General features: G+C 60.3%; 17 protein-coding genes. All 17 read right to left on the reverse strand.

The genetic code is table 11. The features are described from left to right. Window positions 1-114: 114 nt before the first annotated feature. A complete protein-coding gene (gene bamB, locus ACZ0AZ_RS03430) occupies window positions 115-1,266 on the reverse strand; it encodes an outer membrane protein assembly factor BamB (RefSeq protein ID WP_039761439.1) in 1,152 nt (383 codons plus the stop codon). Further along, window positions 1,259-1,900, reverse strand: coding sequence for a tetratricopeptide repeat protein (locus tag ACZ0AZ_RS03435; protein WP_016773334.1), 642 nt, complete (start codon window positions 1,898-1,900; stop codon window positions 1,259-1,261). Before ACZ0AZ_RS03435 ends, bamB begins: the two co-directional genes overlap by 8 nt. A gap of 41 nt (window positions 1,901-1,941) precedes the next feature. Further along, on the reverse strand, window positions 1,942-3,231 hold the full coding sequence (gene hisS, locus ACZ0AZ_RS03440; RefSeq protein WP_056790156.1) for a histidine--tRNA ligase: 1,290 nt from the start codon (window positions 3,229-3,231) through the stop codon (window positions 1,942-1,944). 22 nt (window positions 3,232-3,253) lie between these two features. Continuing rightward, window positions 3,254-4,363: a flavodoxin-dependent (E)-4-hydroxy-3-methylbut-2-enyl-diphosphate synthase gene (gene ispG, locus ACZ0AZ_RS03445; protein ID WP_016773332.1), complete on the reverse strand. Its 1,110-nt coding sequence runs from the start codon at window positions 4,361-4,363 to the stop codon at window positions 3,254-3,256. 3 nt (window positions 4,364-4,366) lie between these two features. Beyond that, the gene (locus ACZ0AZ_RS03450) at window positions 4,367-5,386 is read right to left on the reverse strand and encodes a RodZ domain-containing protein (RefSeq protein ID WP_463538712.1); all 1,020 of its coding nucleotides are present in this window, start codon (window positions 5,384-5,386) and stop codon (window positions 4,367-4,369) included. After that, entirely contained in the window at window positions 5,386-6,144 is a 759-nt protein-coding gene (pilW, locus tag ACZ0AZ_RS03455; RefSeq protein WP_463538713.1) for a type IV pilus biogenesis/stability protein PilW, read from the reverse strand. The genes ACZ0AZ_RS03450 and pilW overlap by 1 nt, the downstream gene beginning before the upstream one ends. A gap of 12 nt (window positions 6,145-6,156) precedes the next feature. Further along, complete coding sequence (rlmN, locus tag ACZ0AZ_RS03460; protein WP_024014215.1) at window positions 6,157-7,305, reverse strand: dual-specificity RNA methyltransferase RlmN; 1,149 nt, start codon at window positions 7,303-7,305, stop codon at window positions 6,157-6,159. Between the two features lie 28 nt (window positions 7,306-7,333). Continuing rightward, window positions 7,334-7,759 (reverse strand): nucleoside-diphosphate kinase, encoded by a 426-nt coding sequence (ndk, locus tag ACZ0AZ_RS03465; RefSeq protein ID WP_024014216.1) that lies wholly within the window; start codon window positions 7,757-7,759, stop codon window positions 7,334-7,336. Between the two features lie 87 nt (window positions 7,760-7,846). Next, complete coding sequence (gene iscX, locus ACZ0AZ_RS03470; RefSeq protein ID WP_016773328.1) at window positions 7,847-8,047, reverse strand: Fe-S cluster assembly protein IscX; 201 nt, start codon at window positions 8,045-8,047, stop codon at window positions 7,847-7,849. Window positions 8,048-8,061: 14 nt separating this feature from the next. Beyond that, window positions 8,062-8,403: an ISC system 2Fe-2S type ferredoxin gene (gene fdx, locus ACZ0AZ_RS03475; protein ID WP_016773327.1), complete on the reverse strand. Its 342-nt coding sequence runs from the start codon at window positions 8,401-8,403 to the stop codon at window positions 8,062-8,064. Beyond that, window positions 8,403-10,268 (reverse strand): Fe-S protein assembly chaperone HscA, encoded by a 1,866-nt coding sequence (hscA, locus tag ACZ0AZ_RS03480; protein WP_039761433.1) that lies wholly within the window; start codon window positions 10,266-10,268, stop codon window positions 8,403-8,405. The genes fdx and hscA overlap by 1 nt, the downstream gene beginning before the upstream one ends. A 51-nt stretch (window positions 10,269-10,319) precedes the next feature. Beyond that, window positions 10,320-10,841, reverse strand: coding sequence for a co-chaperone HscB (gene hscB, locus ACZ0AZ_RS03485; protein ID WP_039761432.1), 522 nt, complete (start codon window positions 10,839-10,841; stop codon window positions 10,320-10,322). An 8-nt stretch (window positions 10,842-10,849) separates the two neighbouring features. Continuing rightward, window positions 10,850-11,173: an iron-sulfur cluster assembly protein IscA gene (iscA, locus tag ACZ0AZ_RS03490; RefSeq protein ID WP_003227904.1), complete on the reverse strand. Its 324-nt coding sequence runs from the start codon at window positions 11,171-11,173 to the stop codon at window positions 10,850-10,852. A 34-nt stretch (window positions 11,174-11,207) separates the two neighbouring features. Beyond that, complete coding sequence (iscU, locus tag ACZ0AZ_RS03495) at window positions 11,208-11,594, reverse strand: Fe-S cluster assembly scaffold IscU (RefSeq protein ID WP_003227907.1); 387 nt, start codon at window positions 11,592-11,594, stop codon at window positions 11,208-11,210. Between the two features lie 100 nt (window positions 11,595-11,694). Beyond that, window positions 11,695-12,909, reverse strand: coding sequence for an IscS subfamily cysteine desulfurase (locus ACZ0AZ_RS03500; RefSeq protein ID WP_039761430.1), 1,215 nt, complete (start codon window positions 12,907-12,909; stop codon window positions 11,695-11,697). Between the two features lie 50 nt (window positions 12,910-12,959). Beyond that, window positions 12,960-13,451 carry a Fe-S cluster assembly transcriptional regulator IscR gene (gene iscR, locus ACZ0AZ_RS03505; protein ID WP_016773323.1) on the reverse strand — a complete coding sequence of 164 codons (492 nt, stop codon included), beginning with the start codon at window positions 13,449-13,451 and terminating at the stop codon, window positions 12,960-12,962. A 239-nt stretch (window positions 13,452-13,690) separates the two neighbouring features. After that, window positions 13,691-14,467 carry a serine O-acetyltransferase gene (gene cysE / locus ACZ0AZ_RS03510; RefSeq protein WP_024014221.1) on the reverse strand — a complete coding sequence of 259 codons (777 nt, stop codon included), beginning with the start codon at window positions 14,465-14,467 and terminating at the stop codon, window positions 13,691-13,693. Between the last annotated feature and the right edge of the window lie 2 nt (window positions 14,468-14,469).

The following is a 14,469-nucleotide window of genomic DNA, read 5'->3' on the forward strand; positions in this document are numbered from 1 at the left end:
TCAGAAAATACAAAAGCCGCTGCGAGGCAGCGGCTGGTGCTCGGGGCAACACCCGGGGGCGCTGCAAACCCTGCTGATGCAGGGCCGCTTGGGGATGAACCCCAAGCATAGTTGTTACTTGATGGTCAGGGCTTCCAGTTTGCCGCTGTTGCCATACACATAAATCGTGTCGCCCACCACCAGCGGACGGGCACGCAGGCCGTCGCTGTCGATGCGCTCACGGCCGACGAAACGACCGTCGACCTGACTCAGCAGATGCAGATAACCTTCCAGGTCACCCACAGCTACGTAGCTGGAGAACACTTCCGGTGCCGACAGTTGACGGCGAGCCAGCGAGTCGTTGCTCCACAGTGCGGTGGTGGAACGCTCGTCGACGCCTTCAACGGTGCCCGAAGACAGGCTCACGTAGACGCTGCCGAAACCTTGAGCGATACCGGCATAGCTCGACGCATCGCGCTGCCACAGTTGACGACCGCTTTCCAGGTCCAGTGCCGCCACGCGACCCTGATAGCTGGCGACGTACAGCGTGCCGCCGGACAGCAGCAGACCGCCGTCGATGTCGACCACGCGCTCCAGCTCCGAACGACCCTGTGGAATGGCGATGCGTTGTTCCCACACCGGCACGCCGTTGGAGATGTCCAGCGCGACCACTTTACCGGTCGACAGGCCAGCCACCGCCAGGCGGTTGGTCACCAGCGGAGCACTGGTGCCACGCAGGGTCAGGACCGCCGGGGTGCTGTCATACACCCAGCGCTGGTTGCCGGTGGCAGCGTCCAGACCGATCAAACGATCGTCCTGGGTCTGCACAACGACCACGTCGCCATTGTTGGCCGGTGGCGCAAGGACTTCACTGTTGACGCGGGCACGCCACTTCTCTTCACCGTTGCTGGTGTCCAGAGCGACGACTTCGCCACGCAGGGTACCAATCAGTACCAGACCGTAACCCACGCCAACGGCGCCGGAGACAGGCAGTTCCAGATCCTGGTCCCACTTGACGTCGCCATTGCTGCGATCCAGCGCCATCACTACACCGGTCACATCGGCGGCGTAGATGGTGTCACCGTCGATCGCCGGCACCAGCATGTTGTAGGTTTCGCCCTGACCGTCACCGATCGAGCGGCTCCACTGCTTGTGCAGAACCACTTCTTCTTTGAAGTCGGTCAGTTCGGCCGGTGGCAATTCTTTCTTGCTGTTGCTGCTGCAACCCGCGGCCAGAAGGGCCAGAGCCAGCAATGCTGCATGCTTCCAACGGATCACGTCACGCATCCCCTTTGGCCAGGTCGTCGAGCTTGATTTGAAGGCCACCGACCGCCGCTTCATCCGACAGTGCCGCCTTGGCTTTTTGATACGCCTTGTTCGCGTCATCGGTACGGCCCAAGCGCACCAGCAGGTCGCCCTTGAGTTCTTCGCGAGTGGCCAGGAACGCTTTGTCGGCATCGCCGTCGAGCAGTTTCAAGGCGTCTTCGGCTTTGTCCTGCGCGCCCAGTACCTGCGCCAGACGCTGACGGGCGATTTCGCCCAGCGCCGGGTTGGCCGGCTTGTCGACAATGGCTTTGAGTTCGGTTGCCGCGTCGTCCAGCTTGCCGCTGTCGACCGCTACTTTGGCGACGAACAGGCTGCCGTATTGCGCGTAGGCAGAACCGCCGTATTCGCTGTTGAGCTTGCCGGCCAGATCCGCAACGCGCGCGGCATCGGGCTTGCCGTCAGGCGTCAGCGTGGTTTCCAGCAATTGCTGATAGAGCACCGAGGCGCCTTGCGACTGGTTGCTCTGGTATTTGTGATAAGCCTGCCAGCCGAACACGATGACCAGCGCCAACAGGCCGCCGGTGACCAGAGGTTTGCCGTTGCGTGTCCACCAGTCCTTCAAATCCGCCAACTGTTCGTCTTCGGTACTCGACACCCCAATACTCCTTAATCGCTAAATCGGCTGTTAAGACAGCTTCAACCCTGCACGACGCAGGTGGCCAGGTGAGCGGCGAGCGCATCCCAGGCAATGCTTTGTTGTTCGCCCTGGCCACGCAGGGGTTTGAAACCTACCACTTGCTGGGCCATTTCGTCGTCACCGAGGATCAATGCGTACAGCGCACCGCTCTTGTCGGCCTTCTTGAACTGGCTTTTGAAACTGCCGGCGCCGGCATTGACTTGCAGGCGCAGGTTTGGAAGTTCATCGCGTACCCGTTCGGCCAGGGCCAGACCGGCCAGCTCGGCCTCTTCACCGAAGGCGCAGAGGTAGACGTCGACCTGACGGGAAATCTCTTCCGGGATCTGCTCGAGGGTTTCTAGCATCAACACCAGACGCTCGATGCCCATGGCGAAACCGACGCCCGGGGTTGGCTTGCCGCCCATCTGCTCGACCAGACCGTCGTAACGGCCGCCCGCGCACACGGTGCCCTGGGCGCCGAGCTTGTCGGTGACCCATTCGAAAACGGTTTTGCTGTAGTAATCGAGGCCGCGCACCAGTTTCGGGTTGAGCACATAAGGAATGCCGACGGCATCCAGACGCGCCTTCAGGCCTTCGAAGTGGGCACGGGACTCGTCGTCGAGGTAGTCAGCCATTTTCGGCGCATCGACCAGCACAGCCTGAGTGTCGGCATTTTTCGTGTCGAGCACGCGCAGCGGGTTGGTTTTCAGGCGACGCTGGCTGTCTTCGTCGAGCTTGTCGTGGTGCGCCGAGAGGTATTCGACCAGCGCTTCACGATAGCGACCACGGGATTCGCTGGTGCCGAGGCTGTTGAGTTCGAGCTTGACCGCATCGCGAATGCCCAGCTCGCCCCACAGGCGCCAGGTCATGATGATCAGCTCGGCGTCGATGTCCGGACCGTCGAGGTTGAACACTTCCAGACCGATCTGGTGGAACTGGCGATAGCGGCCTTTTTGCGGACGCTCGTGGCGGAACATCGGGCCGATGTACCAGAGTTTCTGCACCTGACCGCCGCCGGTGATGCCGTGCTCGAGCACAGCACGCACGCACGCCGCAGTGCCCTCCGGGCGCAGGGTCAGCGAGTCGCCGTTGCGGTCTTCGAAGGTGTACATCTCTTTTTCGACGATATCGGTGACTTCGCCGATCGAGCGCTTGAACAGCTCGGTGAACTCGACGATCGGCATGCGGATCTGCTTGTAACCGTAGTTATCCAGCAGACGCGCCACAGTGCCTTCGAAATAACGCCACAGCGGGGTCTGTTCGGGCAGGATGTCGTTCATGCCACGAATGGCTTGCAGAGACTTGCTCACAAAATTTCCTTAATTCGTTCGATCAGCCGCGCGCGATAACGGCAGCGTCAGCTTCGACCTTTTCGGCCGCTTTCTGGCGGATCAGCTTTTCCAGCTCGTCCACCAGATTGTCATTCGTCAGCTTCTGCGACGGCTTGCCGTCGATGTAAATCAGGTTGGGCGTGCCGCCGGTCAAGCCGATATGGGCTTCCTTGGCTTCGCCGGGGCCGTTGACCACGCAACCGATGACCGCGACATCCAGCGGCACCAGCAGGTCTTCAAGGCGCCCTTCCAGCTCGTTCATGGTCTTGACCACATCGAAGTTCTGCCGCGAGCAGCTCGGGCAGGCGATGAAGTTGATGCCACGGGAACGCAGATGCAAAGACTTGAGAATGTCGTAACCGACCTTCACTTCCTCGACCGGGTCGGCCGCCAGCGAGATCCGGATAGTATCGCCAATCCCTTCGGCGAGCAGCATACCTAGGCCCACGGCGGATTTCACCGTGCCCGAACGCAAACCACCAGCTTCGGTGATACCCAAGTGCAGCGGCTGCACGATTTCCTTTGCCAGCAAACGGTAGGCTTCGACGGCCATGAACACATCGGAGGCCTTCACGCTGACCTTGAAGTCCTGGAAATTCAGGCGTTCGAGGTGTTCAACGTGGCGCAGCGCGGATTCGACCAGCGCCGCCGGGGTCGGCTCGCCATATTTCTTCTGCAGGTCTTTTTCCAGGGAACCGGCGTTGACGCCGATGCGGATCGGAATGCCGCGATCACGCGCGGCATCGACCACGGCACGCACGCGGTCTTCGCGACCGATGTTGCCCGGGTTGATGCGCAGGCAGTCCACACCCAGTTCGGCCACGCGCAAAGCGATTTTGTAGTCGAAGTGGATGTCAGCCACCAACGGCACTTTGACCAGTTGCTTGATCTTGCCGAACGCCTCGGCGGCGTCCATGTCCGGCACCGAGACGCGAACGATGTCGACGCCGGCAGCTTCCAGACGATTGATCTGCGCCACGGTCGCAGCAACATCATTGGTGTCGCTGTTGGTCATGCTCTGCACAGCGATCGGCGCATCGCCGCCCACCGGTACGTTGCCGACCCAGATCTTGCGCGATTCGCGACGTTTGATTGGAGATTCGCCGTGCATGACTTATTGACCCAACTTCAGGCGAGCAGTCTCGCCACTGGTGAACGGAGCGATGTCGACCGGTTGGCCGTTGTAGCTGACCTGTGCCGCGCGGGCAACGCCCAGACGCACATTGAGCGGCGGCTTGCCGGAGACGGTCACGCTGTCGCCTTTATGCTTCAGACCACTGAAAATCACTTTGCCACGGCCATCGGTCACCTGTGCCCAGCAATCGCCGGTGAACTGCAATTGCACCTGGCCTTCGCCGGCAACCGGAGCAGCTGCTTCAGCGCTTGGCGCTTGAGCAACCGGCGCGGTCGGGGCCGGTGTCGCAGGAACATTCGGGGCGGGAGCGGTCGGAGCCGCCACCACTGGCGCCGGGGTGTGGGCCGGTACGCTTGGTGCAACAGCTGGCGCGGCCGGCTCGGTGGCTTGCGCAGCGGATTCGGCGCCGGTGGATTCAGCGCTGGTTTCCGACTGCGGCAGGGCCAGCGATGTCGAGTTGTCAGCCTGATTCTCGGCGACAGCCTGATCTTCCGGCTCGTCGATCGGGTGGATCTGCGTGGTGCCGTCAGCGCCTTCGACTTCGACGTGCTCCGGTGCGAGGCTGGTCAGATCGCGGGTGCGCTGCGAGGTCTGATCCTGCCACCAGACGAATCCGCCGCCGATGACCGCGATCAGCAGCAACAGGCTGACGATACGCAAAATAGTGTGGGAAACCCGCACCGGCTCTTCGATACGACCGAGGGCGTGAACGTTGCTGCCCTGGGAGTCGGTGCCGGTGGACTGGTCGAATTGCTGAACCAGAACGGTTTGGTCCATGCCGAGCAATTTGGCATAGGCGCGAATGTAACCGCGAGCGAAGGTATGCCCCGGCAGCTTGTCGAAAGCGCCGGCTTCAAGATTGCTCAGGGATGTCACGGTGAGGTTGAGCTTGAGGGCCACTTCGGCCAGCGACCAGCCATTGCTTTCGCGGGCCTGGCGCAGGGTCTCACCGGGATTAACGCGATTCGCTGCTACAACTTCGGGATGCGCCGCTTTCATCATTGCTCCGACAGGTATTGCTGATATTCCGGCGTACCGGGATAGAGTCGTTTTAATTGCAGACCGTAACTGGCTGCCTTGTCGCGATCTTCAAACACTTTTGCCAGCCGAACGCCGAGCAATAGACTACGTGCATTTTGTTCGGTCAGCTGGCTGAAACGGTCGTAATAGTCACGCGCGGGCACATAATGCCTGTCTTCGAAGGACAACTCAGCCATTTCCAGCAATGCGCGCGGTTGTTGGCGGTTCAGGCGCAGGGCTTTTTCCAGCTGTTGCTGTGCCAGATCACGCTGGCCAAGCTTGGCGGCGGTCATGCCGAGGTTTTCGAAGATCCGCGAACGCTCAGGATACAGGGTATCGGCGGCCGCTTGTTCAAAACGCTCGTAGGCTTCCTTGTAGCGCTGTTCTTCGTAGAGAAAACTGCCGTAGTTGTTGAGGATGCGTGCATCGGCGGGACGTGAGGACAAGGCCTTGCGGAAATGCTCGTCGGCCAGTGCCGGCTCCATTTCAGCCTGAAACACCAGACCGAGCGCGGCATTGGCGTCGGGGTCGGAACCGTCCAGCTCCAGCGCTTTCTTCAAGGGCACCTTGGCGCGCTCGGTCATGCCCTGCTGCAGGTAGCCCAGACCCAGCTGCACGTAGGCAGCCCGCGCTTCATCGCGGCCCTTGCTGGTCTTCATCGGGTTGTAGTCACCCGACAGGACACAACCAGCGCACAGGCTGGCCAACAGCAACAGCAGCGCAAAGCGCAGGGACATAGAGATCCTCTCTTAGTTAGTGTTCGCGGCGTTCTGTGCCAGATCGCTGTCGGCGCTCAACTCGCGCACGGCGATATAACGTTCGCTGCGACGGGTGCGATCCAGCACCTGCCCTACCAATTGACCACATGCGGCGTCGATGTCTTCACCACGGGTGGTGCGCACAGTGACGTTGAAACCGGCCTGATGCAACTGATCCTGGAAGCGGCGGATGGCATTGTTGCTCGGCCGCTCGTACCCGGAGTGCGGGAACGGGTTGAAGGGGATCAGGTTGATCTTGCACGGGATGTCTTTAAGCAGCTCGATCATTTCCACGGCGTGCTCAAGCTTGTCGTTGACGTCCTTGAGCAAGGTGTACTCGATGGTCAGCACACGTTTCTCGCCAAGGGCGGACATGTAGCGCTGGCACGACTCGAGCAGCATCTTAAGCGGATATTTCTTGTTGATCGGCACCAATTGGTTACGCAATGCGTCGTTCGGTGCGTGCAGGGACAACGCCAGGGACACGTCGATGTGCTTGGCCAGCTCATCGATCATCGGCACCACGCCCGAAGTGGACAGGGTCACGCGGCGCTTGGAGATCCCGTAGCCGAGGTCATCCATCATCAGATGCATGGCGGCGACGACGTTATCGAAGTTCAGCAACGGCTCGCCCATGCCCATCATCACCACGTTGGTGATGGCGCGGTCGACGGTGGCCGGGACGCTGCCGAAAGATTTGTTGGCAATCCACACCTGACCGATGACTTCGGCGGCGGTGAGGTTGCTGTTGAAGCCTTGCTTGCCGGTGGAGCAGAAACTGCAGTCCAGGGCACAGCCTGCCTGGGACGAAACGCACAAAGTGCCGCGCTTGCCCTGGGGAATGTACACGGTCTCGACGCAGCTGCCGGACGCCACGCGCACCACCCATTTACGGGTGCCGTCGCTGGAGATGTCCTCGCTGACCACTTCCGGACCACGCACTTCAGCAATGGCCTTGAGCTTGTCGCGCAAGGCTTTGCTGACGTTCGTCATGGCGTCGAAATCATCGACGCCAAAGTGGTGAATCCATTTCATTACCTGACCGGCACGGAAACGCTTCTCCCCGATTGAGTCGAAGAATTTTTCCATTTCCGGCTGGGTCAGACCCAGCAGGTTTGTTTTAACAGTCGATGTAGTCATGGATTCACCTTCACTCTGCAAGCAATGCTTAGCGAGTGGTTACTTCAGTAGCTGCGAAGAAGTAAGCGATTTCGCGAGCGGCAGCAGCTTCGGAGTCCGAACCGTGAACGGCGTTGGCGTCGATCGATTCAGCGAAGTCAGCACGGATGGTGCCGGCAGCGGCTTCTTTAGGGTTGGTAGCGCCCATCAGCTCACGGTTGCGAGCGATAGCGTTTTCGCCTTCCAGAACCTGAACGACAACCGGACCGGAAGTCATGAAAGCAACCAGGTCACCGAAGAAACCGCGCTCGCTGTGCTCAGCGTAGAAGCCTTCGGCTTCGGCTTTGGACAGTTGCTTCAGTTTCGAAGCTACAACGCGCAGGCCAGCGTCTTCGAAGCGAGTGGTGATCTTGCCGATCACGTTTTTAGCAACGGCGTCAGGCTTGATGATGGAGAAAGTACGTTGAACAGCCATGGTGTAACTCCAGAAACGGTAATTTGCGAAAAATTAAACCCGCGAATTATACGCGGGTTCTTGGGTATTGCCTAACCTGCGAGACGATCAGTCCAATTCTGCGGCCCAGAGCTCCTGAACCGCTTCAAGCACCTTCTCGCCGACCCGGCCAGAAGTCGCATCGAAGTCCGGCAGTTCAAGAATCATCTGCTGCAAACGGACAAAACCTACAGAATACGGGTCGAGTCCCTCATGGGCCTCGGCCAGCTCTTCTGCAATGCGTTGAACATCATTCCAACCGTAGCTCATGACAGTCTTACCAGTCAGTGCGGCGCTTCGGCCGCATGGTTAAGCGAATATTTCGGAATCTCGACGGTGAGGTCTTCCTCACCGACGATGGCCTGGCAAGCGAGACGCGATTGCGCCTCAAGGCCCCAGGCACGGTCGAGGAAGTCTTCTTCCAGCTCATCGGCCTCTTCCAGCGAGTCGAAACCCTCGCGGATGATGCAATGGCAAGTAGTGCAGGCGCAGACGCCGCCGCACGCGCTTTCCATCTCGATATGGTGTTCGTGGGCCAGTTCGAGAATCGATGTGCCGGGCGCAGCCTCGACCACCATGCCTTCAGGGCAGAACTTCTCGTGGGGCAGAAAAATGACCTGCGGCATCAGATATCCTCGATTTCATTCAGGTTGCGCCCCGACAGAGCGGCTTTCACCGTCAGGTCCATGCGGCGGGCAGCAAAAGCATCGGTCACCTGCGACAGACGCTTGGTCTGCTGCTCGATGGCGTAACCATCGGTACCTTTCATCAGTTCGGCCAGTTCCTGCATTTGCAGTTCGATGACCATGCGCTCTTCCGCGTCGAGCAAGCGCTCGCCATCGGCCTCCAGCGCGCCCTGCACCGCTTCGAGCAGGCGCTGGGCATCGACTTGCTGCTCACGCAGAACGCGGGCGACCTTGTCGTCATTGGCGTGCTGGAACGAGTCTTTGAGCATTTTGGCGATTTCGCCGTCGGTCAGGCCGTAGGACGGCTTGACCTGAATGCTCGCTTCAACGCCCGAGCCCAATTCACGGGCAGACACGCTGAGCAGACCGTCGGCGTCGACCTGGAAGGTCACGCGAATCTTCGCCGCACCCGCCACCATCGCCGGAATGCCGCGCAATTCGAAACGCGCCAGAGAGCGGCAGTCGCTGATCAGCTCGCGCTCGCCCTGCAACACGTGGATGGCCATGGCCGACTGGCCGTCTTTATAGGTGGTGAAATCCTGGGCGCGGGCGACGGGGATCGTGGTGTTGCGCGGAATCACCTTCTCCATCAGACCGCCCATGGTTTCCAGCCCCAAGGACAACGGAATCACGTCGAGCAGCAGCAATTCGCCGCCATCGCGCTTGTTGCCAGCCAGGGTATCGGCCTGGATCGCGGCCCCGATGGCCACCACTTGATCCGGGTCGATTTCCGTCAGTGGCTGACGACCGAAGGCTTCGGCAACGGCTTCACGCACACGTGGCACGCGGGTCGAACCGCCGACCATGACCACGGCGTGGACGTCTTCCAGTTCGATACCGGAATCGCGAACGGCGCGGCGGCAGGCTTTCAGACTGCGCGCGACCATTGGCTCGATCAGCGCATCGAAGGCTTCACGGGTCAACTGGGCTTTCCAGTCGCCGTAAGCCACTTCAACGCTGGCGGCGTCGGTCAAAGCTTCTTTGGCCGCACAGGCAGTTTGCAGCAGATTGCGCTGTGCGCCCGGATCGAGATCGGCGGACAGGCCAGCGCTCTCGATGATCCAGCCGGCAATCGCGTGATCAAAGTCATCGCCGCCCAGCGCGCTGTCGCCGCCAGTGGCCAGAACTTCAAAGACGCCGCCGGTCAGACGCAGAATGGAGATATCGAAAGTACCGCCGCCCAGATCGTAGATCGCCACCAGACCTTCGGCGTGCTGATCCAGACCGTACGCTACAGCGGCAGCGGTTGGTTCGTTGAGCAGACGCAAAACGTTCAGACCGGCGAGCTTGGCCGCATCTTTGGTGGCCTGACGCTGCGCATCATCGAAGTAAGCAGGAACGGTGATTACCGCGCCGACCAGCTCGCCACCCAAGGTCGCCTCAGCGCGCTGACGCAGGACCTTGAGGATATCGGCGGAGACTTCAACCGGGCTTTTCGGGCCTTGCACGGTGTCGATGAACGGCATGTGCGATTCGCCGCCGACAAAGCGGTACGGCAACTGCTCGCCCAATTGCTTGACGTCGGACAGACCACGACCCATCAAGCGCTTGACCGAGAGCACGGTGTTCAGAGGATCGGAGGATGCCGCCAGCTTGGCGGACTCACCGACTTCAACGCGGTCGGCGTGATAACGCACGGCGGACGGCAGGATGACCTGCCCGTTGGCGTCGGCCAGCGGTTCGGAAAGACCACTGCGCAGCGCAGCGACCAGCGAATTGGTAGTACCCAAGTCGATGCCCACCGCCAGGCGACGCTGGTGCGGTTGAGGACTTTGGCCGGGTTCGGCGATCTGCAGTAGAGCCATGGTGATCAGGTCTTGTCTGTCTGTCAGCGTGCAATTCAGCGCAGCACTGGGTTAATCGTCGAGGCGCTCTTCCAGCTGGCGCACTTCGTAGGTGAGCTTGTCGAGGAACTGCATGCGCCGCATCAGGCGTTCGGCCTGTTCACGTTGCGCAGCATCATCCCAACAGGCTGCGAAGCTCTCATTGAGTTCTTCCTGAGCAGCTTTCAAGCGACGCTTGAACACCGCAACACCGTCGAGGTCGGCACTGTCCTGCAGATCTTCGAGCTCTTCGCGCCATTGCATCTGCTGCAAAAGAAACTCGGGATCGTGGACCGTGACCTCCATCGGCACTTCATGCCCGCTGATTTTCAGCAGGTAGCGTGCGCGCTGGGCCGGACTCTTGAGCGTCTGGTAGGCGTCGTTGAGCCGCGCCGATTGCTCGAGCGCCGAGCGCTGTTCGCGTTCGGATGCATCGGCAAAACGGTCAGGATGGACGCCGCGCGCCAACTCACGGTAGCGCGTGGCCAACTGCTCGAGATCCAGGCGGAAGCTCGGTTGCAGCTCGAATAAAGCGAAATGACAAGGAATACCCACGACCAGCCTCAGATGTTGAAGCTTTCGCCGCAGCCACATTCACCGCGCACGTTGGGGTTGTTGAACTTGAAGCCTTCGTTCAACCCTTCCTTGACGAAGTCGAGCTCGGTGCCGTCCAGGTAGGCCAGGCTTTTCGGGTCGATGATCACTTTTTCGCCGTGACTCTCGAACACCTGATCTTCCGCCACTACCTCGTCGACAAACTCCAGCACGTAGGCAAGGCCGGAACAGCCTGTGGTGCGAACACCCAGACGAATCCCTTCACCTTTGCCGCGCCCGTCGAGGGAGCGCCGCACGTGTCGAGCAGCCGCTTCTGTCATGCTGATAGCCATCGTTGACTCCTTACTCGTCGCCGAATCTTGAAATTCAGATCAAGCCTTTCTTCTGCTTGTAATCGCGAACTGCCGCTTTGATAGCGTCTTCGGCGAGCACGGAGCAGTGGATTTTCACTGGCGGCAAAGCCAGTTCTTCGGCCAGCTGAGTGTTCTTGATGGTTTCGGCTTCGTCCAGGGTCTTGCCCTTCATCCACTCGGTAGCGAGGGAGCTGGAGGCGATTGCCGAACCGCAACCGTAGGTCTTGAACTTGGCGTCTTCGATAACGCCCTGATCGTTGACCTTGATCTGCAGACGCATCACGTCGCCGCACGCCGGAGCGCCGACCATGCCGGTGCCGACATCAGGATCTTCCGCGTTCATCTTGCCGACGTTGCGCGGGTTTTCGTAGTGGTCGATGACCTTTTCGCTGTAAGCCATGATTCTCAATCCTCACTCATCAGGGCCGCTCTTGAGACCCTGCAACTGCGCTGCGTTAACGCCGCGTCGCTACAGGATCTGTATCCGGCGGCTTCTATAGTTAGTGTGCCGCCCACTCGATTTTCGAGATATCGACGCCGTCTTTGTACATGTCCCACAGCGGCGACAGAGCGCGCAGCTTGGTAACGGCCTCGCAGACTTTCTGCGCGGCGTAGTCGATTTCTTCTTCGGTGGTGAAACGGCCGAAGGTAAAGCGGATCGAGCTGTGTGCCAGTTCGTCGTTGCGGCCCAGGGCGCGCAGTACATACGAAGGCTCAAGCGACGCCGAGGTGCAGGCCGAACCGGACGATACCGCCAGATCCTTGAGCGCCATGATCAGCGACTCGCCTTCAACGTAGTTGAAGCTCAGGTTCAGGTTGTGGGGGACGCGGGCGGTCAGGCTGCCGTTGACGTACAGCTCTTCCAGGTGCTCGACCTGCTGGTAGAAGCGATCGCTCAAGGCTTTGATGCGCACGTTTTCAGCGGCCATGTCTTCCTTGGCTACGCGGAACGCTTCGCCCATGCCGACGATCTGGTGGGTCGCCAGGGTGCCGGAACGCATGCCGCGCTCGTGACCGCCACCGTGCATGGTCGCTTCGATGCGCACACGCGGCTTGCGGCTGACGTACAACGCGCCGATGCCTTTAGGGCCATAAGTCTTGTGGGCGGAGAACGACATCATGTCGACTTTCAGCTTCTGCAGATCGATTTCGACCTTGCCAGTGGACTGAGCGGCGTCAACGTGGAACAGCACACCTTTGGCGCGCAGCATCTCGCCAATGGCGGCGATGTCGTTGATGGTGCCGATTTCGTTGTTGACGTGCATCACCGACACCAGAATGGTGTCTTCGCGCAGTGCAGCATCAATCATCGCCGGGGTGATCAGACCGTCTTCGGTCGGCTCGAGGTAGGTCACTTCGAAGCCTTCACGCTCCAGCTGGCGCATGGTGTCGAGGACAGCCTTGTGCTCGATCTTGCTGGTGATCAGGTGCTTGCCCTTGGAGGCGTAGAAATGTGCCGCGCCCTTGATCGCCAGGTTGTCGGATTCGGTCGCGCCGGAGGTCCAGACGATTTCGCGCGGGTCGGCGTTGACCAGATCGGCCACCTGACGACGAGCGTTTTCGACGGACTCTTCAGCCTTCCAGCCGAACACGTGGGAACGGGACGCCGGGTTACCGAAGTTTCCGTCGACCAGCAGGCATTCACTCATTTTCTGCGCAACGCGCGGATCAACCGGGGTGGTTGCAGAGTAATCAAGGTAAATCGGCAATTTCATGGACTATCTCCTAAATCAGGGCTGGCGTGCCGCGGGTAGCTCTTCGGCTGTCATTCGACGGCGGACGCTTCAATCTTGTCCAGGCGTGGCGCCTTGCTGCTGCAACGGCGCTGGTCCTGACGCTGGGCCACTTCTTGTACCTCACGGCGAGTCACAAGGTCGGCCAAGCTGATACCGCTCAGAAATTCGTGAATCTGCAGGCTCAAGTCGCACCACAGATGATGGGTCAGGCAGGTATCACCGGAATGGCAATCGCCCTGGCCCTGGCACTTGGTGGCATCGACCGATTCGTTCACCGCATCGATCACCTGGGCGACCTGGATGCCCTGCATGTCGCGGGACAACTGGTAGCCACCACCCGGACCGCGAACGCTGGAAACCAGGTTGCTGCGGCGCAGCTTGGCGAACAGCTGTTCGAGGTAGGACAGGGAGATGCCTTGGCGCTCGGAGATATCGGCCAGAGACACCGGCCCGTGCTGCGCGTGCAACGCCAGGTCAAGCATGGCGGTCACGGCGTATCGGCCTTTTGTAGTCAGTCGCATGGACAGTTACCACGGAGTTCGGAATGGGCGGGAGTATGCAATTCCCGAGCATTTAAGTCAACTATAAGACCTAGTGCTTTAGTCGGGTTTACCCGCAAAAGAGCGCGCGCACTATAGCAAAGACGGGTTGCGGACAGCCAGCGCAACCGCGTGATCGTTCTTCGCGAGCAGGCTCGCTCCCACATTGGAATGCATTCATCGGTGGGAGCGAGCCTGCTCGCGAAAAGCAGCGCCGCGGTTCAGCCGGCTTTCGATTCGTCCTTGCCCTTGACGCATGCGAAGTCTTCTTCGCGCAGCTCAGGCAGATCTTTCGCACAGTAATTGCTGCCCAGATCCTTCAGCGCGCCGCACATGCCTTCCAGACGCCCGTCCACCGCTTGCAGATGATCGAGCAACTGGCCGATGGCGCGGGCCACCGGGTCGGGCATGTCTTCGCTGACGCCGTAAGCGTCGAAGCCGATCTTTTCCGCCATGGCTTTGCGCTTGGCGTCCTGCTCTTCATCGGTCTTGACGATGATCCGCCCCGGAATCCCCACCACAGTGGCGCCCGGTGGCACTTCCTTGGTGACCACAGCGTTGGAGCCGACTTTGGCGCCTGCACCGACCGTGAACGGACCGAGAACCTTGGCCCCGGCACCGACTACAACGCCGTCTCCGAGTGTCGGGTGGCGCTTGCCTTTGTTCCAGCTGGTGCCGCCGAGGGTCACGCCTTGATAGATGGTGACGTCGTCGCCGATCTCGGCGGTTTCACCAATGACGATGCCCATGCCGTGGTCGATGAAGAACCGCCGACCGACCTTGGCGCCCGGATGAATTTCGATCCCGGTCAGCCAGCGACCGAAGTTCGACACCAGTCGCGCCAGCCACTTCAACTCGTTGCGCCAGAGCATGCCGGCCAGACGATGAATCCAGATCGCATGCATGCCGGGGTAGCAGGTCAGGACTTCAAAAGCGTTACGCGCCGCCGGGTCTCGATGGAATACGCTTTGGATATCTTCACGCAAACGCTCAAACATCA

The organism is Pseudomonas sp. AC239, assembly GCF_979258545.1.

Bases quoted from the DNA above. Each gene is read 5' to 3' on its own strand.
- bamB (WP_039761439.1), bottom strand. From the start codon at position 1,266: ATGCGTGACGTGATCCGTTGGAAGCATGCAGCATTGCTGGCTCTGGCC.
- ispG (WP_016773332.1), bottom strand. From the start codon at position 4,363: ATGCACGGCGAATCTCCAATCAAACGTCGCGAATCGCGCAAGATCTGG.
- ACZ0AZ_RS03450 (WP_463538712.1), bottom strand. From the start codon at position 5,386: ATGAAAGCGGCGCATCCCGAAGTTGTAGCAGCGAATCGCGTTAATCCC.
- pilW (WP_463538713.1), bottom strand. From the start codon at position 6,144: ATGTCCCTGCGCTTTGCGCTGCTGTTGCTGTTGGCCAGCCTGTGCGCT.
- rlmN (WP_024014215.1), bottom strand. From the start codon at position 7,305: ATGACTACATCGACTGTTAAAACAAACCTGCTGGGTCTGACCCAGCCG.
- ndk (WP_024014216.1), bottom strand. From the start codon at position 7,759: ATGGCTGTTCAACGTACTTTCTCCATCATCAAGCCTGACGCCGTTGCT.
- iscX (WP_016773328.1), bottom strand. From the start codon at position 8,047: ATGAGCTACGGTTGGAATGATGTTCAACGCATTGCAGAAGAGCTGGCC.
- fdx (WP_016773327.1), bottom strand. From the start codon at position 8,403: ATGCCGCAGGTCATTTTTCTGCCCCACGAGAAGTTCTGCCCTGAAGGC.
- hscA (WP_039761433.1), bottom strand. From the start codon at position 10,268: ATGGCTCTACTGCAGATCGCCGAACCCGGCCAAAGTCCTCAACCGCAC.
- iscA (WP_003227904.1), bottom strand. From the start codon at position 11,173: ATGGCTATCAGCATGACAGAAGCGGCTGCTCGACACGTGCGGCGCTCC.
- iscU (WP_003227907.1), bottom strand. From the start codon at position 11,594: ATGGCTTACAGCGAAAAGGTCATCGACCACTACGAAAACCCGCGCAAC.
- ACZ0AZ_RS03500 (WP_039761430.1), bottom strand. From the start codon at position 12,909: ATGAAATTGCCGATTTACCTTGATTACTCTGCAACCACCCCGGTTGAT.
- iscR (WP_016773323.1), bottom strand. From the start codon at position 13,451: ATGCGACTGACTACAAAAGGCCGATACGCCGTGACCGCCATGCTTGAC.
- cysE (WP_024014221.1), bottom strand. From the start codon at position 14,467: ATGTTTGAGCGTTTGCGTGAAGATATCCAAAGCGTATTCCATCGAGAC.